Raw genomic sequence first — 23,095 nt, 5'->3', positions numbered from 1 at the left:
GCGCAAAGAGGGTGCGGTTCCGGTCGATGCCGGCGAAGCTGCCGGTGAGGCACCGGTCAGTCGGTGCAGGCGCGCCTGGTACAACGGGCTCACCTCGTCCGGGGCAACCGGTTCAGCGCACCGACAGCACCCATTGGGCAAGCGTGTGGGCTTCGGCGTTCGTCAGTTGCGTATTGGCGGGCATCGGCACGCTGCCCCATACGCCGACACTGCCTTTCACGATCGACTGGGCCAGATAGTCGACGGCGTCGCCGCGCGCCGCGTATTTGGCGGCGATGTCGCGGAACGACGGACCCATCAGCGGCTTGCCGATCGCGTGGCAGGCCATGCAGTTCTTGCGCTGCGCAAGTGCGAGCCCGTCAGCCTGGTCGGCGCGCGCCGCCGCTGTGCTGCCGATCAGCAGCGTGGCGAGCAGGCCGCGCAATATCGTTTGTTTCATGCGGTTCTCCGCCGGCGGGGACAGCCGGCTTCATGGTCCGCGCATTATAAAAGCAAAGGGGAAGCGCGTTTTGCGCGTTCCCCGGGCAGCCATGCCTATTGGGGGCGCATGGGTTGACGCGCCCGCGTCAACCCGTGACGGCACCCTTGTTCGCCGGCCGGGCGAGCGCCGCGAACTTCGCGAGCACCCCACGCGTATAGCGCGGTGCCGGCTGCCGCCACGCGGCACGGCGGCGCGCGAGTTCCGCATCGTCGACGTTCAGTTGCAGCAGCAGGCGGTGCGCGTCGATCGTGATCGGGTCGCCTTCCTGCACGAGCGCGATCGTGCCGCCGACGAACGCCTCGGGCGCGACGTGGCCGACCACCATGCCCCAGGTGCCGCCCGAGAAACGGCCGTCGGTGATGAAGCCGACCGATTCGCCGAGCCCCTTGCCGATGATCGCGGAAGTCGGTGCGAGCATTTCCGGCATGCCGGGGCCGCCCTGTGGGCCGAGGTAGCGCAGCACGAGGATGTCGCCCGCTTGGATCCGGTCGCCGAGAATCGCATCCATCGCGCTTTGTTCGTCGTCGAACACGCGGGCCGGGCCCGTGATCACGGGATTCTTCAGGCCGGTGATCTTCGCGACCGCACCGTCTTCCGCGAGATTGCCCTTCAGTATCGCCAGATGGCCCTCCTTGTACAGCGCGCGGTCGATCGGGAAGATCACGTCCTGGTCGGCGCGCGGCACGCCCGGCACGTCCTTCAGCTCGTCGGCGATCGTGCGGCCGGTGATCGTCGTGCAGTCGCCGTGCAGCAGCCCCGCGTCGAGCAGGATCTTCAGCACCTGCGGAATCCCGCCAGCCCGATGCAGATCGGTCGCGACGTACTTCCCGGACGGCTTCAGGTCACAGATCACGGGCACGCGCTTGCGGATGCGCTCGAAGTCGTCGATCGTCCAGTCGACCTCGGCTGCGTGCGCGATCGCGAGATAGTGCAGCACCGCATTGGTCGAGCCGCCCGTCGCCATGATCACCGACACAGCGTTCTCGATCGATTCCTTCGTGATGATGTCGCGCGGCTTCAGGTCGCGCTTCACGGCTTCGACCAGCACGCGCGCCGATTCGGCGGCCGAATCGACTTTTTCCTGGTCGGGGTTCGCCATCGTCGACGAATACAGCAGCGACATCCCGAGCGCCTCGAACGACGAACTCATCGTGTTCGCCGTGTACATCCCGCCGCACGAGCCCGACGTCGGGCACGCATTCTTCTCGACCCCTTCGAAATCCTCCTGCGACATCCGGCCCGCGGTGAATTCGCCGACGGCCTCGAACGACGACACGATCGTCAGGTCCTTGCCCTTCCAGTGGCCGGGGCGGATCGTGCCGCCGTACACGTAGATGCCTGGCACGTTCAGGCGCGCAAGCGCGATCATGCCGCCCGGCATGTTCTTGTCGCAGCCGCCGACCACCACCACGCCGTCCATCCACTGGCCCTGCACGCAGGTCTCGATACAGTCGGCGATCACCTCGCGCGACACGAGCGAGTACTTCATGCCTTCGGTGCCCATCGACATGCCGTCCGAAATCGTCGGCGTGCCGAAGATCTGCGGGTTCGCGCCAGATGACCGCACGGCGTCGACGGCGGCGTCCGACAGGCGCTGCAGGCCGGAATTGCACGGAGTGATCGTCGAATGGCCGTTCGCGATGCCGACCATCGGCTTGTCGAAATCGTCCTTCTGGTAGCCGAGTGCGTAATACATCGAGCGGTTCGGCGAACGGGCCACGCCTTGCGTGATGTGCTTCGAGCGACGGTTGTACGACATGGGGGGCTCCATCGTTGTAGGGGCATCGCTCGTGAGGGCGCGCCGGTTCGGATCAATCAAGAATGGAGTTTCCTGATTGGGATGTCCAATATATTATTTGTCGCTTATTAAGTTGTTTTATGAATGAGTCGAGCATGGCCGATCCGACCCCCGACCTGCGCCAGTGGCGCTATTTCGCAACCGTTGCCGACGAGCGCCATTTCGGCCGTGCGGCCGAGCGCCTGTCGATGACGCAGCCGCCGCTGTCGCAGGCGATCCGGGCGCTGGAGGACGCGCTCGGCGTCGCGCTGTTCGTGCGCACCAAGCGCTCGGTGGCGCTGACGACGGTCGGCGCGGCGTTGTTGCCCGACGTGCGCCGCCTGCTGGAGTCGGCAGACGCGCTGCCGCCGCTGGCGCGACGGCTCGCGCGCGGCGAGGCCGGTTCGCTGTCGCTCGCGTTCGTGTCGACGGCCGATTACGGGCTGCTGCCGTCGTTGCTGCGGGCGTTCGGCGCGCGCTATCCGCAGGTGCGCCTGCAGCTGGCGGAGGCGACGAGCGACGTGCAGATCGACGAGCTCGTCGCCGGGCGCATCGACGCGGGGCTCGTCATTCCGCCCGTGCCGCCGCGCCATGCGGCCGGGCTGTCGTACCTGCCCGTCGTGCGCGAGCCGCTGGTCGTCGCGATGCCGGCCTCGGCGTCCGACGGGCCCGAGGACGCGCCCGTGCATCTCGCCGAGGTCGCCGCATTGCCGCTCGTGATCTTTCCGCGTCGTTTGGCGCCCGGCTTTTATGACATCATTACGGGCTGCTACGGCGCAGCGGGGGAAACCCCGCACATCGGCCAGGAGGCGATCCAGATGCAGACGATCGTCAGCCTCGTGTCGGCCGGCATGGGCGTTGCACTGGTGCCGCAATCGCTGCGTAACCTGCGGCGCACCGGCGTGGTCTACCGGCCGCTCGCCGGTCACGCGCCGGTCGTCGAGACGGGGCTGGTGTGGCGCACGGGCGACGTGAGCCCCGTGCTCGCCGGCTTCATCGACGTCGTGCGCGCGCAGGGTCTTGCCGCATGACGTGAACGATGGTGCGCGCGTACCGTCCAACGCGCGGTGCTGCGCACGTGCGGCGGCCGTACCGTATTCGAAAACTTCTTCGCTAACCCATGATCATTCACCCGAATTTCGACCCCGTTGCGATCCATCTCGGGCCGCTGGCCGTGCGCTGGTACGGCCTCATGTATCTCGTCGGCTTCATCGCGGCGATCGTCGTCGGCCGGATCCGCCTGAAACTGCCGCACGTCGCGGCGCAGGGCTGGACCGCGAAGGACATCGACGACATGATGTTCTACGGCGTGCTAGGCACCGTGCTCGGCGGCCGGCTCGGCTACGTGCTGTTCTACAAGGCCGATTTCTACTTCTCGCATCCGCTCGACGTGTTCAAGGTGTGGGAAGGCGGCATGTCGTTTCACGGCGGCTTCCTCGGCGTGACGCTCGCGATGGTGCTGTTCGCGTGGCAACGCAAGCGGCACTGGCTGCAGGTCACCGATTTCGTCGCGCCGATGGTGCCGACGGGGCTCGCGGCCGGGCGGCTCGGCAACTTCATCAACGGCGAGCTGTGGGGCCGCGTGACCGATCCGACGTCACCGTGGGCGATGATGTTCCCGGGCGCGATGCGCGACGATGCGGCATGGCTGCCGAAACATCCGGAGCTCGTCGAGAAGTGGCATCTCGCCGACGTGTTCATGCAATACCAGATGCTGCCGCGCCATCCTTCGCAGCTCTATGAAATTGCGCTCGAAGGTATCGCGCTGTTCTTCGCGCTGTTCTTCTTCTCGCGCAAGTCGCGGCCGATGGGTGCCGTGTCGGCGCTGTTCCTGATCGGCTATGGCCTCGCACGCTTCACGGTCGAGTTCGCACGCGAACCCGATGACTTCCTCGGCCTGCTTGCGCTCGGCCTGTCGATGGGCCAGTGGCTGTCGCTGCCGATGATCCTCGCGGGTATCGCGCTGATGGTCTGGGCGTATCGCCGCCGCGCGGCGAATGCGGCTGCGTGACGCGGTATCGATGTACGCGCGACCCGCGCGTGCATCGCCCATTCGGATGCAGATGAAAAAAACGCCGGCCCTCGGGCCGGCGTTTTTCGTTTCTGACAAGCTGCGCGACGCGCGTTACTTCATCTGCACCGAGCCGTTGACGGTGACCGACACGGTGGCCTTGCCGCCTTCGACCGCGATCGGCGCGCTCATCTTCGCGCTGTCCATCGGTGCCGCGGCCATCGCCATCATGCGCGTGTACGGCTGCACGTTGCGGCCGCTGCCGACATTCACGTCGCGGATCGTGTAGCTGCTGTAGCCGAATGCCTTGGCCGCTTCATCCGCGCGTGAGCGGAACGACTTGATCGCTTCGGTCGTGAGCTTCTGTTCGGCCGTGCGCTGTGCTTCAGGCGACAGCGAGAACTCGACGTTCGCGACCTGCATCAGGTTCGACAACTGGCCTGCCAGCTTCGACGCCGCGGCGAAATCGCGCGATTCGAGCGCCACCTCGGTACGGCCGCGCCATGCGGAGATCTTCCCGTCGCGATCGGTGCTCGGATACACGGAGAACGCGCCCGTGTGTGCGGTGACGCCCGATACGCCCTTCGCCTGCGACAGGGCCGCGTCGGCGCGCTGGTTCAATTGCGCCGTCAGGCTGCCCGGATCCTTGGCCTGCTGCTCGTAGAACAGCGTGATGTGGATGATGTCCTGCGGCACGTCTGCACTGGCCTGCGACGAAAGCGACAGCACGCCGGCCGGCTCCGGAAAATGCGGATTCGCCGTCTGTGCGTGCGCGGCGGGCGACGCGAGCGTCAGCGCGACGGGAACGGCGGCGGCGAGGGCGAGCGACAGCGCGAGTGCGGATTTCTTGGTCATTGTTGGACTCCTTGTGCGAGGGCGTGCACGCGGATCACGCGTGCACGACGCGGGCGTACCGCGCGACAAAAAAACGACAGCCGGCCCGATCGGCCGACAGCGGTTGCTTAGGCTGCGCGAAAGTGCCGCGAGTTCCGTCGCGGCGGTACAGGCTGACCAGATTTGACCTTTGGCGCACGCCTACTTCATCAGCTTTTCGGTGATGAACCGCCATTCGGCGCGTGTGACGGGCGTGATCGACAGCCGGTTGCCGCGCGCGAGCACGCGCATGTCGGCGAGTTCGTCGTGGTCGCGCAGCGCGGCGAGCGGCACGAGCGGCGACTTCTTCACGTAACGCACGTCGACGAGCAGCCAGCGCGGCGCTTCCTGCGTCGATTTCGGGTCGTAATAGGGGCTTTTCGGATCGAACTGCGTGGGATCGGGGTAGGGCGTCGACGACACTTCGGCGAGGCCCGCGATGCCCGGCTCGGGGCAGCTCGAGTGATAGAACAGCACGCCGTCGCCGATCTTCATCGTGTCGCGCATGAAATTGCGCGCCTGATAGTTGCGCACGCCGGTCCACGGCAGCGAGCGCTGCGGGGCGTTGGCGAGATCGTCGATGCTTGCTTCGTCCGGTTCGGACTTCATCAGCCAGTATTGCATGGATCGTGATCGACGCAGAAAGAGGCTGCTACAAAAGAAAACGGCATCGGGATTCGCCCGATGCCGTTGGATAGGCCCCCGCCTTGGCCGCTAGGCCGGCATCCTGAACCTGGGGTTCAGAATTGGTCGCAGTTAGCAGCACTTCGGGTACATCAGACAGAGTGACGCGCGCGCCCGTGCTACAAATTTCCGCAACCGTGCACATGGCATTGGTTCAAGGAATATATGACCTTGGCGAACCAGGCAGGGAAGCTGACTGAACTGTGATTCTTCGATGCGCCAATTTGACCACCGTTGATCGCCGAGATCAAGGGGAATCGACGCATCGATTAAAACGTTACTGCGTCTCGTGCTGTGCGAGCACCGCGCCGAGCTGTTCGTTCATCTGATGCATTGTACGACGGATTTCCTCCGCCGGAAATGCTTCACCGTGTCGCACGCTCGTTTGCAGCCGCAGCAATTCCGATGCGAGCGACAGCGCCGCCATCACCGCAATGCGATCGGTGCCGCGCACCGAGCTGTTCGAGCGGATTTTCGACATTTCGGCGTCGACGCGCGCGACTGCCTCGAGCAGCGCCGCTTCGGTCTCGGCCGAACAGGCGAGCCGATAGGGCTGACCGAGGATCGAGACTTCGATCTGCTTGGTGCTCATGCATGTTCTCCGTGGCTGGCCGCGTCATCGCCATCCGCACGCGCCTGCGCATCCAGCAGGTCGAGCTGGTTGTCGGCTTGCTCCGCGCTTTTCGAGCGCGGCAGCTTTTCGAGAATCGCGTTCAGTTTCACCTGAGCGTCGTCGATCTTTGCCGACAGCGTGTCACGCTCGGCCGCGAGCGCATTGCGTTCGTCGCGCAGTTCCGCGAGTTCCGCGCGGACCGTGTCCGCTTCCGCGCGCAATTGCGCGACCTGCTCCTCGAGCGCGAGCCGTTCCGAGTGATAGCGCTTGTTCAGCGAAATCAGACGGCCAATATTTTGAGATAAGGTTTCGAGTTCGTTGAGCATTTGCTGCGTCCTCTAAAGACCCAGCATTTTAGCGCGGAATAACGCGCAAACCGACATCTGTAACGTTTCCAGTCGTAACTGCCCTGCTTCTTGCCGTGAATCGGTGCTTCATGCGCGGGTTCGGGCGCTTCCTTGACGCTTGTGCGACCGGCTCCTAAACTGGCGCCGCCTCGGTGCTCGCGCGTGGCACGCGCGGTTAAACGGGAAGCAGGGCGCACGCTCCGGGAGCGTGTCAACCTGCGCTGCCCCCGCAACGGTAAGCGGCCGCGTTCGTTGACGCAGGCCGGCTCGGGCGCGTTTTGCGTGCAGCTGTCGCACGCGGGCGCGGGCCACTGCGCGTGAAACGCGCGGGAAGGCGAGCCGGACCGCCGCCAGCCCGGATACCGGCCGAGACGGGAAGCCCGCACGGGCTTCGTGACGCGCGGCCTGCGGGGAAGCGGGGCGCGCAATGCTTGACGGAATGTTCTTCGATGCCGACCCCAATCATCCGCCAGGCGCCGATGTCGCGCCCGGCCGGCTACCGCCAGCGGACGCGCCGCGCGTCATGCGCACGGCTGCGCGCGGCATGAGCGCCGCACGCGCCACCGCGATCTGGGCCGCGCTGGCTACCGTCGTCGCGTTGCTGTTCGTCGCGTCGCTGTCGATCGGCAGCGTGCCGATGTCGCCGTGGCAGGCGCTCGCGTCGCTCGTGCCGCATGGCGGCGATGCGCTGTTCGCCGATATCGTCCGGACGCTGCGCCTGCCGCGCGCGCTCGCGGGTTTCGCGTGCGGCGCGCTGCTCGCGCTGGCCGGTGCGCTGCTACAGGTGCTGCTGCGCAATCCGCTCGCGGAGCCGTACGTGCTCGGCGTGTCCGGCGGTGCAGCCGGCTTCGCGTTCGTGGCGATGATCGCGGGCGGTGCGTGGTGGCTCGTCGACGCGTCGGCGTTCGCCGGTTCGCTCGTCTCGGTCGCGCTCGTGCTCGGTCTTGCACGCCGCGAGCTGTGGCGCGGCGATTCGCGCGATGCGTCGCCGCGGCTGCTGCTCACGGGCGTCGTGATCGCGGCGGGGTGGGGCGCACTCGTCACGCTGCTGTTGTCGCTCGCGCCCGATGCGCGGTTGCGCGGCATCATCTTCTGGCTGACGGGCGACCTGAACGGCGTGACGGCGCCGTGGTTCGCGTGGGGCGCGCTGTTGCTGGCCGCATGCGTCGCGCTGCCGGCCGCGCCGCAGCTGAACGTGCTGTTGCGCGGCGACGCGACCGCGCTCGCGCTCGGCGTGCCGGTCGCGCGCCTGCGCGTGCGGATCTATCTCGTCGCGTCGCTGGCCGCGGCGGCCGCAGTGACGACCGCCGGCACGATCGGTTTCGTCGGCCTCGTCGTGCCGCATGCGCTGCGGCTTGCGTTCGGCAACGACCAGCGGATGTTGTTGCCGGCCGCGATGCTCGCGGGCGGCGGTGGCGTGATGGCGGCCGACCTGCTCGCCCGTACCGCGATCGCGCCCGCGCAATTGCCGGTCGGCGTGATGACCGCGTTGATCGGCGTACCGGTGTTCCTGTGGATGTTGCTGAGGAGGCCGATGCGATGACGGACAACGCGTTGCATGCCGCTGCCGGCGACATGCGTTACATGGCTGCCGCTCTGACGCTGAAGGCCGGCGCACGCACGCTGCTCGACCGCTTCACGCAGGCGTTCCGCCCCGGCGAGATCTGGTGTGTCGCGGGGCCGAACGGCGCGGGCAAGACGACATTGCTCGCGACGCTCGCGGGGCTGCAGCCGCCGGCCGGCGGACAGGTCGAGATCGACGGCCGGCCGCTAGCCGCATGGCGGCCCGAGCAACTCGCGCAGCGTCGCGCACTGATGCCGCAGCAATTGCACGACGCGTTCAGCGCGACCGTGTTTGACACGGTGCTGCTCAACCGCTTTCCGTATCTTGGCGGCTGGGGCTGGGAGCGTGACGGCGACCGTGAGGCCGTGCGCGATGCGCTCGCGACGTTCGATCTGGCCGCGCTCGCGTCGCGCGACGTGCTGTCGCTGTCGGGCGGCGAGCGGCAGCGCGTCGCGCTGGCCGCGACGCTGTGCCAGGATGCGCCGCTGATGCTGCTCGACGAACCGCTCGCGCATCTCGACCTGCATCACCAGATCGATTGCCTGACCGCGCTGGCCGCATGGCTCGACGGGGGCCCGCGCACGGTGCTGTTCTCGTGCCACGACCTGAATCTCGCGCGGCGTTTCGCGACGCATGCGTTGCTGCTCGATGGCCGCGGCCACGCATGGGCCGGCCCCGTGCACGACGTGCTGACGCCCGAGCGTGCAAGCGATGCGTTCGGCTATCCGCTCGTGCTGATTCGCGAGAACGGCCGCGATGCGCTGCTGCCGGCGTGGCCTGCGCGACAATGACTTTTCCTTTCCCGATTCTTCCGATGCGCGGTGCATGCCGCGCGAACGACACGGCTTCTCGATGACGACTCCGACCCACTTCCCGCCCGCGATCGCGCCGCTCGACGACGCGCTGCGTAAGCGCCTGCAGCATGTGATCGACCACAAGACCAAGCCGCCCGGCAGCCTCGGCCAGCTCGAGGCGGTCGCGCTGCAGATCGGCCTGATCCAGTGCACCGAGCGGCCGGTCGTGCAGCGTCCCGTGACGATCGTGTTCGCCGGCGACCACGGGATCGCGGCCGAGGGCGTCAGTCCTTATCCGCAAGCGGTGACCGCGCAGATGGTCGCGAATTTCCTGGCCGGCGGCGCGGCGATCAACGCGTTCTCGGGCGTCGCGCAGAGCACGCTCGAGATCGTCGATGCGGGCGTCGCGTCGCCGCTGCCCGTGTCGGACCGGCTGGTGTCGCTGTCGGTCGCGCGCGGCACGCGCAACTTCGCGGCGGAGCCGGCGATGACGCGCGACGAGGCAATGACGGCGCTGGCCGCCGGCGCGGCGCGCGTGCGCCTGCACGCATCGCTCGGCACGAACGTGATCGGCTTCGGCGAGATGGGGATCGCGAACACGTCGTCGGCCGCGTGCCTGATGAGCCGTCTGCTCGACGTGCCGATCGACGCATGCGTCGGCCGCGGCACGGGCCTCGACGACCAGGGGCTTGCGCACAAGCGCGCAGTGCTCGGCCGTGCGCTCGTCAGGCATTCGCACGCGGTTGCGCCGCTCGACGTGCTCGCGACGTTCGGCGGCTTCGAGATCGCGATGATGACGGGCGCGTACCTCGCGGCCGCGAGCGAGCGGATGACGATCCTGGTCGACGGCTTCATCGCGACGGCCGCGCTGCTCGTCGCCGAACGCATCGCCCCCGGCGTGCGCGACTACTGCGTGTTCTCGCATACGTCGCACGAGGCCGGGCACCGGCGCATGCTCGAGCATTTCGGCGCGAAGCCGCTGCTCGCGCTCGACCTGCGGCTCGGCGAAGGTACGGGCGCGGCGCTCGCGCTGCCGCTCGTGCGCGCGGCGGCGGCCTTCCTCAGCGAGATGGCGAGCTTCGAGTCCGCCGGCGTCGACAATCGTGACGCCTGATCGCGCGCGCGGCGTGCGGGCCGAACTGCGTTACTTCTTCGTCGCGCTCGGCTATTTCACGCGCGTGCCGGTGCCGCGTTCGATCGGCTATGCGGCCGGCGATCTCGACCAGGCCGCGCGATATTTCCCGCTCGTCGGCGCATGCGTCGGCGCGTGGGGTGCGCTGGTCTATCTGGTGGCGCTGCGCGCGCTGCCGGTGTCGATCGCGGTCGGGCTGTCGATGGCCGCGACGCTGCTCGCGACCGGCGCCTTCCACGAAGACGGCCTGGCCGACAGTTGCGATGCGTTCGGCGGCGGCTATACGCGCGACGACGTGCTGCGCATCATGCACGATTCGCGGATCGGCACGTTCGGCGCGGTCGCGCTCGTGATCTCGCTGGGCGTGAAATGGCAGGCGCTTGCGTCGATGCTGCCGTTGCGTGCCGCATGGACGATGATCGCCGCGCATGCGGCGAGCCGCGCGACCGCCGTGAGCCTGCTGATGACGCTCGACTACGTGCGGCCCGAAGGCAAGGCGAAACCGGTCGCGCAACGGATGGGCGCGCGCTCGGCATGCGTCGCGGCGGTATTCGGATTGCCCTGGCTGTTCTGGCCGGACTGGCGCATGGGCGTTGCCGCATGCGTCGCGCTCGTCCTCGTGCGCGCGTGGGCGGCCCGCTATTTCGTGAAGCGGATCGGCGGTTATACGGGCGACTGTCTTGGCTTCGCGCAGCAGCTGAGCGAACTGGCGATCTATCTCGTGGTGCTCGGATGGACGTCGTCCTGATCCGTCACCCGGCCGTCGGTGTCGAGCCAGGCGTATGCTACGGCCGCAGCGACGTGCCGCTCGCCGCGCCGGCCGACGCCGGCGCGCAGGCGGTGCGCGCGCATCTGTCGGATCTCGGCGCGCCGCTGCCTGAACAACTGTGGACGAGCCCGCTGACGCGCTGCGCGTCGGTTGCCGAACGGCTGGCGCGGGCATTCGACGTGCCGCTGCAGTGCGATGCCGACTGGCAGGAGATGGATTTCGGTGCGTGGGAAATGCAGCGTTGGGACGACATCGACCGCGCGGCACTCGACGCATGGGCGGCCGACCTGATGCATGCGTGCGTACACGGTGGCGAAAGCGTCGCGCGGTTCGTCGCACGTGTGGCACGGCGGGCCGATGCGATGGCACAGATCGACGGGTCGCAATGGGTCGTCACGCACGCGGGCGTGATCCGTGCATTCGCATCGCATGCGTTGCGTGTGCCGCTCGATACGCTGCTGTCGCGGCCGGTGCCGACCGGCGGTGTCGTCTGGCTGCGTGCGGATGCCGCGACGCGAGTGTGGGAAGTCGTGCGCTGGGACGCATAGGCGCAACGGCGTCCGCATGTGAACGACGCGGCGTGCGGTCAGCGGCATCCGATGCATCGGATGCGCCACGCACCGGTGCGCGACGCGCGCACCAGTCGCCGAAAATCAGTGCGCCGGCCGCCGCGTACGCGCGGCATCGAGATCCTCGCACAGCGCAGCTGCGCCTTGCGCGATCCGCGGCGATGGCCGCGTCAGCAGATCGCCGTCGATCGCGAACAGGTTGTTGCGCGCCACGGCCGTCAGCGCGGGCCATGCGCGCCAGCGGGCAAGGCTCGGCAGCGCGTCGTTCGAACGGGTCGCGCCGGCGCTCGTCGTCACGATCGCCTCCGGATTTGCCGCGAGCACGGCTTCGTCGGTGACGGTCGGCACGAGCGGCTTGAGCGATGCGAACACGTTACGGCCGCCGCACAGTTCGATCACGTCGTTGATCAGGTGTGCGCCGTTGAGCGTCATCAGCGGCCGGTCCCAGACCTGGAAGAACATCGTGACGGGCGGGCGTGCCGCATAGCGTGCGCGCAGCGCCGCGATGTCGCGCGTGTAGGCGTCCGCGGCCGCATCGGCCGCCGGTTGCGTGCCGAGCAGCGTGCCGAGCCGGCGCAGCGACGACGACACGTCGTCGAGATGCTTCGGTTCACTGAAGAACAACGGGATGTGCAGCGCGCGCAGCGCGTCGGTCTGCCGCTCGGCGTTGCCGTGCCGCCAGACGACGATCAGGTCGGGCTTCAGTGCGGCGATTCGCTCGAGGTCGAGCGCCTTGTTGTCGCCGACGCGCGGCACGGCCTGCGCAGCGGGCGGATAGTCGCTGTACGTGACGGTGCCGACCAGTTTTGTCCCGCCGCCGGCCGCGTCGACGAGTTCTGTCGCGTGCGGGGCGAGGCTGATCACGCGCTGTGCGGGCGCAGGCAGCGTGACCGTATTGCCGGCGTCGTCGCGTGTCGAGACATCGGCGTGGGCAAGCGGCACGTGAGTGAGCGCGGCGAGTAATGCGACCGGCGCGAGCCGGTGAAGCATGCACGGATTCATGCGGATTCCTGTTGCAGCGTCGGCACGCAATGCGCGAGCGCGTCGCCGAGCCGTTGCCATTCGGCTTCGCTGCCCGGCAGGCCGACGCGCATGCTCGACGGTGTCGGGAAGTGTCGCGTCCAGATTCCGTGTGCCGCGAGCGCCGCATGCAGCGCGGCGGCGCGCGGGTCGTCGGTCCAGCTGAAGAGCGGTGTCGCACGAACCGCGAAGCCGTGCGCGCGCAGCAGCGCGGCCAGGCGTTCGCCGTCGGCCGTGAGCCGTTCGCGGGCGGCGGCCTGCCACGCGCGATCGGCGAACGCCGCGGCCACCGCGTGACGTGCCGGACCGCTGACTGTCCACGCGCCGAGCATGTCGCGCAACGCGACGATCCGGTCGGGACACGCGAGCACGAAGCCCGCACGGATACCGGCGAGCCCGAAGAACTTGCCGACCGAGCGCAGCACGACGAGCCCCGGGCGATCGACCTGCGGCGCAAGCGATGGCGTTGCGCCCGTATCGGCGAACGCCTCGTCGACGATCAGCGTGCCGCCGCGCGCGGCGAGCTGCGCATGCCAGCCGAGCAGGCGCTCGGCCGGTACGCATTCCGCGGTCGGGTTGTTCGGATTCCCGACGATGACGTGGCGCAGTGTCGCTGGCAGCGTAGCGGCGCGGATATCGAGTGGAACGACGCGATGGCCGTGACGCGTGAACGCAGGCGCATATTCGCCGTAGGCGAGTGCCGCGACACCGGCGTCGCCGGCCGGCAACAGCGCCGGCAGCGCACGGATCGCGGCCTGGCTGCCGGCAACCGGCAGCACGTGTGCGGGATCGGGTGCGTGGTAGTACTGCGCGGCGCAGGCCGCGAGGTTGTCGCCGTCGTCGGGCAGCCGGCGCCACGCATCGGCCGGGACGGGCGGCACCGGATAGCCGACGGGATTGATGCCGGTCGACAGGTCGAGCCATGCGTCGTACGGAATGCCGTGGCGGCGGGCGGCCTCATGCAGGTTGCCGCCGTGCGCGATGCGTGTATCAGACATGATGGGTGGCCATGGCGAGTGCGCCGCTCGCGACCAGCAGCGCGAGCCACAACGCGAGTGTGCGCGTGACGAGCGACAGCGCAGCGACGATGTGGAGGGCGGTGGCCGTCGCGCCCGTGCCGAGCGCCGGGCGATCCTCGATTTCGCCGTGATAGACGGCCGGGCCGCCGAGCTGAACGTTCAGGCTGCCGGCGCCCGCGGCCATCACCGGGCCGGCGTTCGGGCTGTCCCAGTGGCGCGCCTGCGTGCGCCAGCAGCGCCATGCGGCAGCCGTGTCGCCGAGCAGCGCGTAGCTTGCGGCCGTGAGGCGCGCGGGTATCCAGTTCAGCGCGTCGTCGAGGCGCGCGGCGGCCCAGCCGAAGGTCAGGAAGCGCGGCGTGCGGTAGCCCCACATTGCGTCGAGCGTGTTCGCAAGGCGGAACAGCAGCGCGCCGGGGCCGCCCGCGACGACGAACCAGAAGAGGGCGCCGAAAATCGCGTCGTTGCCGTTCTCGAGTGCCGATTCGACGGCCGCGCGCGACAGCGCGCCTTCGTCCGCGTCGCTCGTGTCGCGCGACACGATGCGCGCAGTCAGCGTGCGGGCGGCCGCGAGGTCGTGCCGCAGCAGCGCGGCGGCGATCGGTGCGACATGGTCGGCGAGGCTCTTCGCGCCGAGCGCGAACCACAGCAGCGCGACGTGCAGCGCGGCCGCGAGCGGCCACGGCAGCACGGACACGAGCCATGCGGCGACGGCCACCGGCGGCACGACGGCCGCGAGCCACGCGGCGACGCCGATCATGCGGCCGCGCCGGCCGGTGTTCAGTGCGCCTTCGATGCGTGCGGCGAGCCGCCCGAACGCGACGAGCGGATGCCAGCCGGCCGGCTCGCCGATTGTGCGGTCGACGATCGCGGCCGCGACCGCGAGCATCGCGACGACGGGCAGCGACAGCATCAGCATGACGGCGCTCCCGCCTTGAGGTCGAGCGGCAGCCCGGCGACGAGCAGCGTCACATGGGTGGCGAGCGCGGCGACGCGCTGGTTCAGGCGTCCGAGCTCGTCGACGTAGCGGCGCGTGACCGACCCGAGCGGCACGACGCCGAGCCCGATCTCGTTGCTGACGACGATCACCTTCGCGCGCGCGCCGCGCAATGCGCGCTCGAGCCGCTCGACCTGCGTCGCGTACTGCGCATCGTCGAGCGGTTCGCCTTCGGCCGGGCACAGCAGGTTCGTGAGCCACAGCGTCAGGCAGTCGACAAGCAGGCATGCGTGCGGATCGTCGAGCCCCGCGAGCGTGCCCGGGAGGTCGACGGGCGCGTCGGCGAAGCCCCAGGCGGCCGGCCGGCGCGCGCGGTGATGCGCGATGCGCTGCGCGAATTCCGCATCGGCGGCAGTCGCGGTCGCAATATAGGTCACGGGGCGGCCGCTGTCGGCGGCGAGCTGCTCGGCGTACGCGCTCTTGCCCGAACGCGCGCCGCCGAGGACGAAGGTGAGGTCGTGCGGAATCATCGCGTGATTGTAACGGCGCGGGCTTGCCGGCGCGGGCGATAATGCGGCCTTCGCTTCGCCACGACCCTTACACGATGAATGCACCCGAGCCGCGGCCGCGCGGCACGCTGATGATCCAGGGCACGACCTCCGACGCGGGCAAGAGCACGCTCGTCGCCGGCCTGTGCCGCCTCGCCCGCCGCGCCGGCGCGCGCGTCGCGCCGTTCAAGCCGCAGAACATGGCGCTCAACAGCGCGGTGACGGCCGACGGCGGCGAGATCGGCCGCGCGCAGGCGTTGCAGGCGCTGGCCGCCGGCGTCGCGCCGCATACGGATTTCAACCCCGTGCTGCTGAAGCCGACGAGCGACCGCGGCGCGCAGGTGATCATTCACGGCAAGGCGCGCATGAACCTCGACGCACGCGCATATCACGACTACAAGCCGGTCGCGTTCGACGCGGTGCTCGAGTCGTACGCGCGCTTGCGCGCCGGTTACGACACGGTGATCGTCGAAGGCGCCGGCAGCCCGGCCGAGATCAACCTGCGCGCGGGCGACATCGCGAACATGGGATTTGCCGAGCGCGTCGACTGCCCGGTCGTGCTCGTCGCCGACATCGATCGCGGCGGCGTGTTCGCGCACCTGGTCGGCACGCTCGCGTGCCTGTCGGACAGCGAGCGCGCACGCGTGCGCGGCTTCGTGATCAATCGCTTTCGCGGCGACATCAAGCTGCTCGAACCCGGGCTCGACTGGTTGCACGAGCAGACGGGCAAGCCGGTGTTCGGCGTGCTGCCGTACCTGCACGGGCTGCTGCTCGACGCAGAGGACATGCTGCCCGCGCAGGCGTGCAGCGCCGCAGCACGTGGCGAGGCCGGCGTGCTGCGCGTCGTCGTGCCCGCGCTGCCGCGCATCAGCAACCACACCGATTTCGATCCGCTGCGTGCGCATCCGCAGGTCGAATTCACGTACTGGAAGAGCGGCCCGGTGCCCGACGCCGACCTGCTGATCCTGCCCGGTTCGAAGAACGTTCAGCGCGATCTCGCCTGGCTGCGCGATGCGGGCTGGGAGGCGGTGATCCGTCGCCACCTGCGCTACGGCGGGAAGGTGATCGGCATCTGCGGCGGAATGCAGATGCTCGGCCGCACGCTCGACGATCCGCTCGGCCTCGAAGGCGCACCCGGCAGCGTGCCGGGGCTCGGGCTGCTCGATTTCGACACGACGCTGCAACCCGACAAGACGCTGAAGAACGTCACGGGGCAACTTGCGCTGCCGGGCGCGGCTGCCGTGCGCGGCTACGAGATCCACATGGGCGACACCCGCGGGCCCGCGCTCGCGACACCCGCGCTGATGCTGGCAGCCGATGCCGCGCAGGATGGCGCGCGCCCCGACGGCGCGATGTCGGCTGACGGCCAGATCCTCGCGACCTACGTGCACGGGTTGTTCGACGCGCCCGATGCATGCGCGGCGCTGCTCGCGTGGGCCGGGCTCGACGGCGCGGAGCGCATCGACTATCCGGCGCTGCGTGAGGCATCGCTCGAGCGGCTGGCCGACACGTTCGCCGAACATCTCGACCTCGACGCGCTGTACGCCGAATTTCGTTGAGACGACGGCGGTTCGCGCTCGCATTTTCCGCCCGATCGCGTACAACAGAGGAGGGTGGAGGTCCGCCCGAAGGAGTGCGACGATGAAGGCTCGATGGTGGTGGAGCGTGCTGCTCGCGGCGCTGCTGGGCGCGTCGGCGGTGGCGCACGCGTGCGATTCGTACGCGCCGGGCGGCCAGTCCGGTTCGGGCGACGCCACACAAGGCAAGAGCGGTTACTGAGCAGGATGCAGGGCATGATCGGTCATGCCCTTTTTTTGACTTGATTATTTCCGTTAGGGAATCAATTAAAGCGGATTGACGTATTTATCGGCGTGATCGATTCGAATAGAGTGCGATCCATCCCCATCCACTCTTGAAGGAATCCGCCATGAACCCCGATCGTCTCAACGATTTCGCCGCGACGCTGCTGCGCGTCGCACTCGGCGTGCTGTACCTCGCGCACGTCGCGCAGAAGGTGTTCGTCTTCACGCTGCCGGGCACTGCGCAGTTCTTCGCGTCGATCGGCCTGCCGGGCTGGCTCGCGTACCTGACGACGGCCGTCGAACTGGCGGGCGGTCTGGCGCTGCTCGCGGGCTTCCGCGTGCGCGTCGCCGCGCTCGTGCTGCTGCCGTTCATGCTCGGCGCGACCGCCGCGCATCTGCCGAACGGCTGGAGTTTCTCGTCGCCGAACGGCGGCTGGGAATATCCGGCGTTCTGGGCCGTCACGCTGGCCGTGCAGGCGCTGCTGGGCGGCGGCGCGTTCGCGATCGGCGCGCGCGAGGCTGCGGTCCGGCACGCGTAAGGCAGCCGAAAGCGGCGCGCGGCCCGGCGCAACCCGTTCCGGTGACCCCCCGTTTGCCGATATCATCGCTCCCTGTATCCGCAATCGAGCGGCGCCTGCCATGCGGCCGGCGCCGCGTGGCTTTTTCGGGGGAATTCATGACGGTGATCGTGGTGGCGAATCCGAAGGGCGGCGTGGGGAAGAGCACGCTGTCCACCAATCTGGCCGGCTACTTCGCGGCGCAGGGCGCCTGGGTCGCGCTGGCCGACCTGGACCGGCAGCAGTCCGCGCATGCATGGCTCGATCTGCGGCCGGCCGGCTTGCCGCCGATCGAGGCATGGGATCTCGACCCGGATGCGCCGTCGAAGCCGCCACGCGGCCTCGAATATGCGGTGATCGACACGCCGGCCGGCCTGCACGGCACGCGGCTCAACGTCGCGCTGCAACTGGCCGACAAGGTGATCGTGCCGCTTCAGCCGTCGATGTTCGATATTCTCGCGACCCAGCAGTTTCTGGAGCGCCTCGCCGGCGAGAAGGCCGTGCGCAAGGGCAGCGTCGAGGTCGGGATCGTCGGGATGCGGGTCGATGCGCGCACGCGCTCGTCCGACCAGCTGCACCGCTTCGTCGAAGGGCTCGGCCTGCCGGTGCTCGGCTACGTGCGCGATACGCAGAACTACGTGCAGATCGCCGCGCACGGCCTGACGCTGTGGGACGTCGCGAAGAGCCGTGTCGAGAAGGATCTCGAACAGTGGCGGCCGATCGTCGAATGGGCCGAGCGCCGCGCGCCGAAGGCGGAGAAGGCCGCGAAGGCATCCTGAGCGCGCGGCCGCCGGGCCGGCGCGAGACCCGATGAGAAAGGGCCGGATCCCGTGGTGTACGGAATCCGGCCCTCCGGTCGCCTGCCGCTTCGCCGCACCTGCGCGCCAGGGCACGCGGGCGGCGAGTCGGTCAGGTTACGTCCAGTTCTGCGTCGGCACGTGATCGCGGTGCCCCTTGATCTTGTTGCCGTCGTCGATGAACACGAGCTTCGGCTTCCAGCCGGCCTGCAGTTCGGCTTCGTCGACCATCGCGAATGCCGCGATGATCACGAGGTCGCCGAGCTGCGCACGACGCGCGGCCGAGCCGTTCAGCGAGATCATCCCGCTGCCGCGCTCGCCCTTGATCGCGTACGTCGAGAACCGCTCGCCGTTGTTGATGTTCCAGATGTCGATCCGTTCGTTTTCGACGATGTTCGAGGCTTCGAGCAAGTCTTCGTCGATCGCGCACGAACCTTCGTAGTGCAGTTCGCAGTGCGTGACCGCCGCACGGTGGATCTTCGATTTGAGCATGTGGCGCTGCATGGTGTCTCCGTGATGCGTCGTGAGAGGCGCGGGCGGGCCGCCCGTCAGATTTCCAGGTTGTCGATGAGGCGCGTCGGGCCGAGCTTCGCGGCCGCGAGCACGACGAGCGGCTCGCCGGCTTCGAGTTCGGCGGCGCTCGGTGCGATCAGGTTCGCGCGACGGCGGATCGACAGGTAGTCGGGCGCCCAGCCGCGATCGGCCAGGTGCGTGCGGGCCTGCTGCTCGAGCTTGCCGAGGTCGCGCTCGCCGGCGAGCACGCTTTCGCGCATGCGCTGCAGCGTCTTCGCGAGCTCGGGCGCTTCCTTGCGCTCGTCGGTCGACAGGTAGCGGTTGCGCGACGACAGCGCGAGGCCGTCCTCGTCGCGCACGGTTTCGGCGGCGATGATGTCGACCGGCAGCGCGAGTTGCTGGCACATGCGGCGCACGATCATCAGCTGCTGGTAATCCTTCTTGCCGAACACGGCGACGCGCGGCTGCACGCAGGCCATCAGCTTCGACACGACCGTGCACACGCCGGTGAAGAAGCCGGGCCGGAACTCGCCTTCGAGGATGCCGCCGAGATCGTCCGGCGGCAACACGCGGTATTCCTGCGGCTCGGGGTACATGTCGCGCTCGGTCGGCGCGAACAGCACGTACACGTTTTCCTTCTGCAGCTTCTCGATATCGTCCTGCAGCGTGCGCGGATACTTGTCGAAATCCTCGTTCGGGCCGAACTGCAGCCGGTTGACGAAAATGCTCGCCACGACCGGGTCGCCGTGCTGGCGCGCGAGGCGCATCAGCGACAGGTGCCCTTCGTGCAGGTTGCCCATCGTCGGCACGAACGCCGTGCGGTTCTGTCCGCGCAGCTGGTCGCGCAGTTCATGGATCGAGCTGATGACTTTCATGATCGGGTAGCGGGTTCCTCGCGCATGCGCGCGTTGGCGCCGCAGCAGCGGCGTCGGGGTCGAAGCGGAGAACGTCGGCGCGCGGGCGGCGCATCGGGCGTCGGCGGATTGTAGAGGATTTGGCCGCCGGACGCATCGATAAAAGAACGATCGTTCACTTTTTATTCGGGCGTGCCGGAAACCTGCCTGACGGCCATCCGCCGCGATGAAGCGGCGGGCGTCAGGGGGAGCCGGGAACCGGAAGCGGCGGGGGCGGGTTTTACGCGGGCAGGTATGCGAGGCGCACGTAGATCGGCGCGAACGGCTCGGCCTGCGTGATCTCGAGGAGCGATTCGCGCGCGAGCTCGAGCATCGCGATGAAGTTCACGACGACGACCGGCACGCCGCGCGACGTGTCGAACAGGTCGGCGAACTCCATGAAGCGCGCGTTCTGCAGCCGGCGCAGGATCAGGCTCATGTGTTCGCGCACCGACAGCTCCTCGCGGGAGATCTTGTGGTGCTGGACGAGCTTCGCGCGCTTGAGCACGTCGGCCCATGCGGCGCGCAGGTCGTCCGAATTCACGTCGGGAAAGCGCGGCGTGACGCTTTGCTCGATGTACACGTCGGCGCGCAGGAAATCGCGGCCGAGTTGCGGCAACCGGTCGAGCCGCTGCGCGGCGAGCTTCATCTGTTCGTATTCGAGCAGCCGGCGCACGAGTTCGGCGCGTGGATCCTCGGCTTCCTCGCCGGTGTCGGCCTTCTTGACCGGCAGCAGCATCCGCGACTTGATCTCGATCAGCATCGCGGCCATCAGCAGGTACTCGGCCGCCAGCTCGAGGTTCGACTCGCGGATCTGGTCGACGTAGCCCAGATATTGCGCGGTGACCTGCGCCATCGGGATGTCGAGCACGTTGAAGTTCTGCTTGCGGATCAGGTACAGCAGCAGGTCGAGCGGGCCTTCGAACGTCTCGAGGAAAATCTCGAGCGCATCGGGCGGGATGTAGAGATCCTGCGGGAGCTTGAAGAGCGGCTCGCCGTACAGGCGAGCGAACGCCGCGACACCGTCGACCGTGTCGGGCGTCGAATCCGCGCCCGCGGGCGCGGCGATCGCGTCGTCCTGCCGGGCGGCGCTGGCCTCGTCGGCGGCGCTCACGTCGTCAGAAGTTCTGGTAGTAGACGTAAGACGTTTGCTTCACGCGCGATTCCTGCTGCTCGGCGCGTTCTTCGAGGTCGATCGGCTGCTTGTCCCACAGCAGGGAACGGCCCTTGCGCTGCTCGTCTTCGAGCGTCGGCTTCTGTTGCTTGAGCTGGTTCAGGAACTGCGTGACGTCGGACTGGTACGGCATGGCTGGATCTTCCGTTTCGGGCGGCGCACGATGCGCCGGATTCTCGATGGCGGGATTTTACCGCATCGCGGGGAACAGCCGGCGCCAATCGCGCGTCGAATCGGCTGGCGCGGTGCCGGCACGCGTCCCGTGGCCGTATTGCCGGGAGCTGGCACTCTTTCACAATCGTTTGGCTGTCACGCCCGTACCCTGTGGTCAAATACAGGGTTTTCCACGAAACCGTAACAATCCAGGACGGCGAGGTCATATTTGGCGGGGCAGTCGAACCAGCAAGCACACACGATGCACGACGCGGGCCCGCGCGCGGTACGCGATCGCGCCGGCGTCGCGGCCCGTGTCGCTCGGACGGCCCTGGCGGGTTGCCTCGCCGCGTTCTTCGCGCTGCCGGCCCATGCGAAGTACGACGTCGACATCGACGCGCCGCGCTCGATCCGCACGCTCCTCAAGACGCATCTCGATATCGCGCGCTTCGCGAAGCGCGACGACATCAGCGACGACCAGTTCGACTTCCTCGTGACCGCCACACCGCAACAGGTGCGTGACCTGACCGCGACGGCCGGCTATTTCTCGCCGGTCGTGCGCACCGACGTGCGCACGCGCGACGGCAAGCGCGACGTGCGCATCGCGGTCGATCCCGGCAAGCAGACCGTCGTGTCGACGGTCGACCTGACGTTCAAGGGGCCCGTCGACACCGAGGATCCGAAGCAGGAGGCCGCGACCCGGTTCGCCTTTTCGCTGAAGCCGGGCGACCCGTTCACGCAGTCCGACTGGGACGGTGCGAAGGGCGCGGCGCTCAAGCAGCTGCAGTCGCGCCGTTATATCGGCGCGAAGATCGTGTCGTCCGAGGCCCGCATCGATCCGCGTACGCAGCGCGCGACGCTCGCGGTGACGTTCGACAGCGGCCCGACGTTCACGATCGGCAAGGTCGACGTCGAGGGCGTGCGTCGCTATCCGGAGAAGATCGTCACGAACGTCAATCCGCTGTCGGAAGGCGAGATCTACGACGTGCAGCGGATCGCCGAATTGCAGCGGCAGTTGCAGAACACGCCGTACTACGCGAGTGTCGCGATCGACGTCGGCGACGATACGTCGAAGCCCGAGCGCACGCCCGTGCACGTGAAGGTCAGCGAGTTCCCGTACAACAACATCCGTGGCGGCGTGGGTTTTGCCACGGATACCGGGCCGCACGTGCAGGGCTCCTATACGTATCTCGACACGTTCGGCGCCGCGTGGCCGCTGACCGTATCGGGCCGGCTCGACCAGATCCAGCAGTACGGGCAGGTCCAGCTGTCGATGCCGCCGGGCGAGAAGGGCTGGACCAACAGCGTGCTCGCGTCGTACACGAACACCAACGTGTCGGACACGCGCATCTACAGCGCGCGGATCGGCGCGCAGCGCACGCGCACCGGCCAGTTCATCGACTATTCGTATTCGCTGATGTTCTACCAGGACCGGCTCGACCAGAACGGCGCCGGGCCGACCACGAGCCGCGCACTCGTGCCGCAATGGGCGTGGACGCGCCGCAACGTCGACGATCCGCTGTTCCCGCGCTCGGGCAACCTGATTCACGCGGAGGCCGGCTTCGCGGTCAAGGGCCTGCTGACCGACCAGACCTTCGTTCGCGGCTACGCGCGCGGCCAGCAGTACCTGCCGGTCGGCAAGCGCGACCTGTTCGTGTTCCGCGCGGAGCTCGGCGGCGTGTTTACGGGCGGCAGTTCGACCGGTGTGCCGGCATCGCTGCTGTTCCGCGCGGGCGGCTCGAATTCGGTGCGCGGCTACGGCTACCAGAGCATCGGTAACAGCGTCGACGGCTCGGTGCTGCCGACCAAGTACCTGATGACGGGCACGGCCGAATATCAGCACTGGTTCAACCGCGACTGGGGCGCCGCGACGTTCTTCGACATCGGCACCGCGACCGATGCGTGGGGCGAGCGCGTGTTCTACCCGGGTGTCGGCGTCGGCGCGCGCTGGCGCAGCCCCGTCGGCCCGATCAACGTCGACGTCGCGTACGGGTTGCGCAACCATAGCGTGCGCCCGTACCTGACGCTCGGCATCGCTTTCTGACCGTACTGCTTCATCGACGACGAACCG

At 68.3% G+C, this 23,095-nt stretch carries 26 protein-coding genes, 1 other RNA gene and 1 riboswitch; of the genes, 12 read left to right on the top strand and 15 right to left on the bottom strand.

Features of this window, described 5'->3' with window-relative positions; translation table 11 throughout:
* Positions 1–112 precede the first annotated feature (112 nt).
* A complete protein-coding gene (locus AC5LXK_RS13215) occupies positions 113–439 on the bottom strand; it encodes a c-type cytochrome (RefSeq protein ID WP_493389217.1) in 327 nt (108 codons plus the stop codon).
* Positions 440–566: 127 nt separating this feature from the next.
* A complete protein-coding gene (gene ilvD, locus AC5LXK_RS13210; RefSeq protein WP_493389216.1) occupies positions 567–2,240 on the bottom strand; it encodes a dihydroxy-acid dehydratase in 1,674 nt (557 codons plus the stop codon).
* A 134-nt stretch (positions 2,241–2,374) separates the two neighbouring features.
* Here ilvD and AC5LXK_RS13205 point away from each other — a divergent pair, with 134 nt between their 5' ends.
* Together AC5LXK_RS13205 and lgt are read left to right on the top strand one after the other, a co-directional pair.
* The gene (locus AC5LXK_RS13205; RefSeq protein ID WP_493389215.1) at positions 2,375–3,289 is read left to right on the top strand and encodes a LysR substrate-binding domain-containing protein; all 915 of its coding nucleotides are present in this window, start codon (positions 2,375–2,377) and stop codon (positions 3,287–3,289) included.
* Positions 3,290–3,378: 89 nt separating this feature from the next.
* Positions 3,379–4,269 (top strand): prolipoprotein diacylglyceryl transferase, encoded by an 891-nt coding sequence (gene lgt, locus AC5LXK_RS13200; protein ID WP_493389214.1) that lies wholly within the window; start codon positions 3,379–3,381, stop codon positions 4,267–4,269.
* A gap of 114 nt (positions 4,270–4,383) precedes the next feature.
* Here lgt and AC5LXK_RS13195 read toward each other — a convergent pair whose 3' ends face one another.
* The 5 genes from AC5LXK_RS13195 to AC5LXK_RS13175 form a co-directional block, all read right to left on the bottom strand.
* Positions 4,384–5,124 (bottom strand): SIMPL domain-containing protein, encoded by a 741-nt coding sequence (locus AC5LXK_RS13195; protein WP_493389213.1) that lies wholly within the window; start codon positions 5,122–5,124, stop codon positions 4,384–4,386.
* A gap of 180 nt (positions 5,125–5,304) precedes the next feature.
* Positions 5,305–5,766 carry an EVE domain-containing protein gene (locus AC5LXK_RS13190; protein ID WP_493389212.1) on the bottom strand — a complete coding sequence of 154 codons (462 nt, stop codon included), beginning with the start codon at positions 5,764–5,766 and terminating at the stop codon, positions 5,305–5,307.
* Between the two features lie 71 nt (positions 5,767–5,837).
* Positions 5,838–6,019, bottom strand: a non-coding RNA gene (gene ssrS, locus AC5LXK_RS13185) — 6S RNA.
* A gap of 84 nt (positions 6,020–6,103) precedes the next feature.
* Positions 6,104–6,418, bottom strand: a complete 315-nt coding sequence (locus tag AC5LXK_RS13180; protein WP_006478091.1) for a cell division protein ZapA — start codon at positions 6,416–6,418, stop codon at positions 6,104–6,106.
* Positions 6,415–6,765, bottom strand: coding sequence for an ATPase (locus tag AC5LXK_RS13175; RefSeq protein ID WP_493389211.1), 351 nt, complete (start codon positions 6,763–6,765; stop codon positions 6,415–6,417). Before AC5LXK_RS13175 ends, AC5LXK_RS13180 begins: the two co-directional genes overlap by 4 nt.
* A 154-nt stretch (positions 6,766–6,919) precedes the next feature.
* Positions 6,920–7,171, top strand: a riboswitch (cobalamin riboswitch).
* A 159-nt stretch (positions 7,172–7,330) separates the two neighbouring features.
* Between AC5LXK_RS13175 and AC5LXK_RS13170 the strand changes: the two genes are divergently transcribed.
* From AC5LXK_RS13170 to cobC, 5 genes are all read left to right on the top strand, one after another.
* Positions 7,331–8,329 carry a FecCD family ABC transporter permease gene (locus AC5LXK_RS13170; RefSeq protein ID WP_493389210.1) on the top strand — a complete coding sequence of 333 codons (999 nt, stop codon included), beginning with the start codon at positions 7,331–7,333 and terminating at the stop codon, positions 8,327–8,329.
* Positions 8,326–9,141 carry an ABC transporter ATP-binding protein gene (locus tag AC5LXK_RS13165; RefSeq protein WP_493389209.1) on the top strand — a complete coding sequence of 272 codons (816 nt, stop codon included), beginning with the start codon at positions 8,326–8,328 and terminating at the stop codon, positions 9,139–9,141. The genes AC5LXK_RS13170 and AC5LXK_RS13165 overlap by 4 nt, the downstream gene beginning before the upstream one ends.
* A 61-nt stretch (positions 9,142–9,202) precedes the next feature.
* Positions 9,203–10,258: a nicotinate-nucleotide--dimethylbenzimidazole phosphoribosyltransferase gene (gene cobT / locus AC5LXK_RS13160; protein WP_493389208.1), complete on the top strand. Its 1,056-nt coding sequence runs from the start codon at positions 9,203–9,205 to the stop codon at positions 10,256–10,258.
* A complete protein-coding gene (locus AC5LXK_RS13155; protein WP_493389207.1) occupies positions 10,248–11,024 on the top strand; it encodes an adenosylcobinamide-GDP ribazoletransferase in 777 nt (258 codons plus the stop codon). The genes cobT and AC5LXK_RS13155 overlap by 11 nt, the downstream gene beginning before the upstream one ends.
* Positions 11,009–11,593: an alpha-ribazole phosphatase gene (gene cobC, locus AC5LXK_RS13150; protein ID WP_493389206.1), complete on the top strand. Its 585-nt coding sequence runs from the start codon at positions 11,009–11,011 to the stop codon at positions 11,591–11,593. The genes AC5LXK_RS13155 and cobC overlap by 16 nt, the downstream gene beginning before the upstream one ends.
* 105 nt (positions 11,594–11,698) lie before the next feature.
* On the opposite strand, the gene AC5LXK_RS13145 is transcribed toward cobC, so the two are convergent.
* Genes AC5LXK_RS13145 through cobU form a run of 4 tightly spaced genes read right to left on the bottom strand, consistent with a single transcriptional unit; the run spans position 11,699 to position 15,117 of the window.
* Complete coding sequence (locus tag AC5LXK_RS13145; protein WP_493389205.1) at positions 11,699–12,616, bottom strand: cobalamin-binding protein; 918 nt, start codon at positions 12,614–12,616, stop codon at positions 11,699–11,701.
* Positions 12,613–13,632, bottom strand: a complete 1,020-nt coding sequence (cobD, locus tag AC5LXK_RS13140) for a threonine-phosphate decarboxylase CobD (protein ID WP_493389204.1) — start codon at positions 13,630–13,632, stop codon at positions 12,613–12,615. Before cobD ends, AC5LXK_RS13145 begins: the two co-directional genes overlap by 4 nt.
* Positions 13,625–14,569 carry an adenosylcobinamide-phosphate synthase CbiB gene (gene cbiB / locus AC5LXK_RS13135; protein ID WP_493389203.1) on the bottom strand — a complete coding sequence of 315 codons (945 nt, stop codon included), beginning with the start codon at positions 14,567–14,569 and terminating at the stop codon, positions 13,625–13,627. Before cbiB ends, cobD begins: the two co-directional genes overlap by 8 nt.
* Positions 14,563–15,117: a bifunctional adenosylcobinamide kinase/adenosylcobinamide-phosphate guanylyltransferase gene (gene cobU / locus AC5LXK_RS13130; protein ID WP_493389202.1), complete on the bottom strand. Its 555-nt coding sequence runs from the start codon at positions 15,115–15,117 to the stop codon at positions 14,563–14,565. The genes cbiB and cobU overlap by 7 nt, the downstream gene beginning before the upstream one ends.
* Positions 15,118–15,191: 74 nt before the next feature.
* Here cobU and AC5LXK_RS13125 point away from each other — a divergent pair, with 74 nt between their 5' ends.
* The 4 genes from AC5LXK_RS13125 (at position 15,192) to AC5LXK_RS13110 (ending at position 18,273) form a co-directional block, all read left to right on the top strand.
* A complete protein-coding gene (locus tag AC5LXK_RS13125; protein WP_493389201.1) occupies positions 15,192–16,694 on the top strand; it encodes a cobyric acid synthase in 1,503 nt (500 codons plus the stop codon).
* An 82-nt stretch (positions 16,695–16,776) separates the two neighbouring features.
* Positions 16,777–16,914 (top strand): hypothetical protein, encoded by a 138-nt coding sequence (locus tag AC5LXK_RS13120; protein ID WP_174992953.1) that lies wholly within the window; start codon positions 16,777–16,779, stop codon positions 16,912–16,914.
* Between the two features lie 148 nt (positions 16,915–17,062).
* On the top strand, positions 17,063–17,476 hold the full coding sequence (locus tag AC5LXK_RS13115) for a DoxX family protein (RefSeq protein WP_493389200.1): 414 nt from the start codon (positions 17,063–17,065) through the stop codon (positions 17,474–17,476).
* Between the two features lie 137 nt (positions 17,477–17,613).
* On the top strand, positions 17,614–18,273 hold the full coding sequence (locus AC5LXK_RS13110) for a ParA family protein (protein WP_493389199.1): 660 nt from the start codon (positions 17,614–17,616) through the stop codon (positions 18,271–18,273).
* Positions 18,274–18,408: 135 nt separating this feature from the next.
* Here the strand turns inward: AC5LXK_RS13110 and panD are convergent, their stop codons facing one another.
* The 4 genes from panD to AC5LXK_RS13090 form a co-directional block, all read right to left on the bottom strand.
* Positions 18,409–18,795 (bottom strand): aspartate 1-decarboxylase, encoded by a 387-nt coding sequence (gene panD, locus AC5LXK_RS13105; RefSeq protein ID WP_031398432.1) that lies wholly within the window; start codon positions 18,793–18,795, stop codon positions 18,409–18,411.
* Between the two features lie 44 nt (positions 18,796–18,839).
* On the bottom strand, positions 18,840–19,679 hold the full coding sequence (panC, locus tag AC5LXK_RS13100; protein ID WP_493389198.1) for a pantoate--beta-alanine ligase: 840 nt from the start codon (positions 19,677–19,679) through the stop codon (positions 18,840–18,842).
* A gap of 259 nt (positions 19,680–19,938) precedes the next feature.
* Positions 19,939–20,811 carry a segregation and condensation protein A gene (locus tag AC5LXK_RS13095; RefSeq protein ID WP_493389197.1) on the bottom strand — a complete coding sequence of 291 codons (873 nt, stop codon included), beginning with the start codon at positions 20,809–20,811 and terminating at the stop codon, positions 19,939–19,941.
* A 4-nt stretch (positions 20,812–20,815) separates the two neighbouring features.
* On the bottom strand, positions 20,816–21,004 hold the full coding sequence (locus AC5LXK_RS13090; RefSeq protein ID WP_011352889.1) for a DUF3460 family protein: 189 nt from the start codon (positions 21,002–21,004) through the stop codon (positions 20,816–20,818).
* A 249-nt stretch (positions 21,005–21,253) separates the two neighbouring features.
* On the opposite strand from AC5LXK_RS13090, the gene AC5LXK_RS13085 reads away from it, so the two are divergent.
* Positions 21,254–23,068: an autotransporter assembly complex protein TamA gene (locus AC5LXK_RS13085; RefSeq protein WP_493389196.1), complete on the top strand. Its 1,815-nt coding sequence runs from the start codon at positions 21,254–21,256 to the stop codon at positions 23,066–23,068.
* Positions 23,069–23,095: the final 27 nt, after the last annotated feature.

This window comes from Burkholderia pulmonis, from assembly GCF_984667975.1.
This window is presented reverse-complemented; position numbering and strand designations above follow the sequence as displayed.

What these genes read in the sequence shown, in the direction of transcription:
- lgt (WP_493389214.1), top strand. Translation starts at nt 3,379, where the DNA reads ATGATCATTCACCCGAATTTCGACCCCGTTGCGATCCATCTCGGGCCG.
- AC5LXK_RS13215 (WP_493389217.1), bottom strand. Translation starts at nt 439, where the DNA reads ATGAAACAAACGATATTGCGCGGCCTGCTCGCCACGCTGCTGATCGGC.
- AC5LXK_RS13165 (WP_493389209.1), top strand. Translation starts at nt 8,326, where the DNA reads ATGACGGACAACGCGTTGCATGCCGCTGCCGGCGACATGCGTTACATG.
- panC (WP_493389198.1), bottom strand. Translation starts at nt 19,679, where the DNA reads ATGAAAGTCATCAGCTCGATCCATGAACTGCGCGACCAGCTGCGCGGA.
- cobD (WP_493389204.1), bottom strand. Translation starts at nt 13,632, where the DNA reads ATGTCTGATACACGCATCGCGCACGGCGGCAACCTGCATGAGGCCGCC.
- AC5LXK_RS13145 (WP_493389205.1), bottom strand. Translation starts at nt 12,616, where the DNA reads ATGAATCCGTGCATGCTTCACCGGCTCGCGCCGGTCGCATTACTCGCC.
- AC5LXK_RS13170 (WP_493389210.1), top strand. Translation starts at nt 7,331, where the DNA reads ATGAGCGCCGCACGCGCCACCGCGATCTGGGCCGCGCTGGCTACCGTC.
- AC5LXK_RS13120 (WP_174992953.1), top strand. Translation starts at nt 16,777, where the DNA reads ATGAAGGCTCGATGGTGGTGGAGCGTGCTGCTCGCGGCGCTGCTGGGC.
- AC5LXK_RS13090 (WP_011352889.1), bottom strand. Translation starts at nt 21,004, where the DNA reads ATGCCGTACCAGTCCGACGTCACGCAGTTCCTGAACCAGCTCAAGCAA.
- cobT (WP_493389208.1), top strand. Translation starts at nt 9,203, where the DNA reads ATGACGACTCCGACCCACTTCCCGCCCGCGATCGCGCCGCTCGACGAC.
- ilvD (WP_493389216.1), bottom strand. Translation starts at nt 2,240, where the DNA reads ATGTCGTACAACCGTCGCTCGAAGCACATCACGCAAGGCGTGGCCCGT.
- AC5LXK_RS13180 (WP_006478091.1), bottom strand. Translation starts at nt 6,418, where the DNA reads ATGAGCACCAAGCAGATCGAAGTCTCGATCCTCGGTCAGCCCTATCGG.
- AC5LXK_RS13175 (WP_493389211.1), bottom strand. Translation starts at nt 6,765, where the DNA reads ATGCTCAACGAACTCGAAACCTTATCTCAAAATATTGGCCGTCTGATT.
- cobU (WP_493389202.1), bottom strand. Translation starts at nt 15,117, where the DNA reads ATGATTCCGCACGACCTCACCTTCGTCCTCGGCGGCGCGCGTTCGGGC.
- AC5LXK_RS13125 (WP_493389201.1), top strand. Translation starts at nt 15,192, where the DNA reads ATGAATGCACCCGAGCCGCGGCCGCGCGGCACGCTGATGATCCAGGGC.
- AC5LXK_RS13190 (WP_493389212.1), bottom strand. Translation starts at nt 5,766, where the DNA reads ATGCAATACTGGCTGATGAAGTCCGAACCGGACGAAGCAAGCATCGAC.
- cobC (WP_493389206.1), top strand. Translation starts at nt 11,009, where the DNA reads ATGGACGTCGTCCTGATCCGTCACCCGGCCGTCGGTGTCGAGCCAGGC.
- AC5LXK_RS13110 (WP_493389199.1), top strand. Translation starts at nt 17,614, where the DNA reads ATGACGGTGATCGTGGTGGCGAATCCGAAGGGCGGCGTGGGGAAGAGC.
- AC5LXK_RS13115 (WP_493389200.1), top strand. Translation starts at nt 17,063, where the DNA reads ATGAACCCCGATCGTCTCAACGATTTCGCCGCGACGCTGCTGCGCGTC.
- cbiB (WP_493389203.1), bottom strand. Translation starts at nt 14,569, where the DNA reads ATGCTGATGCTGTCGCTGCCCGTCGTCGCGATGCTCGCGGTCGCGGCC.
- AC5LXK_RS13195 (WP_493389213.1), bottom strand. Translation starts at nt 5,124, where the DNA reads ATGACCAAGAAATCCGCACTCGCGCTGTCGCTCGCCCTCGCCGCCGCC.
- AC5LXK_RS13205 (WP_493389215.1), top strand. Translation starts at nt 2,375, where the DNA reads ATGGCCGATCCGACCCCCGACCTGCGCCAGTGGCGCTATTTCGCAACC.
- panD (WP_031398432.1), bottom strand. Translation starts at nt 18,795, where the DNA reads ATGCAGCGCCACATGCTCAAATCGAAGATCCACCGTGCGGCGGTCACG.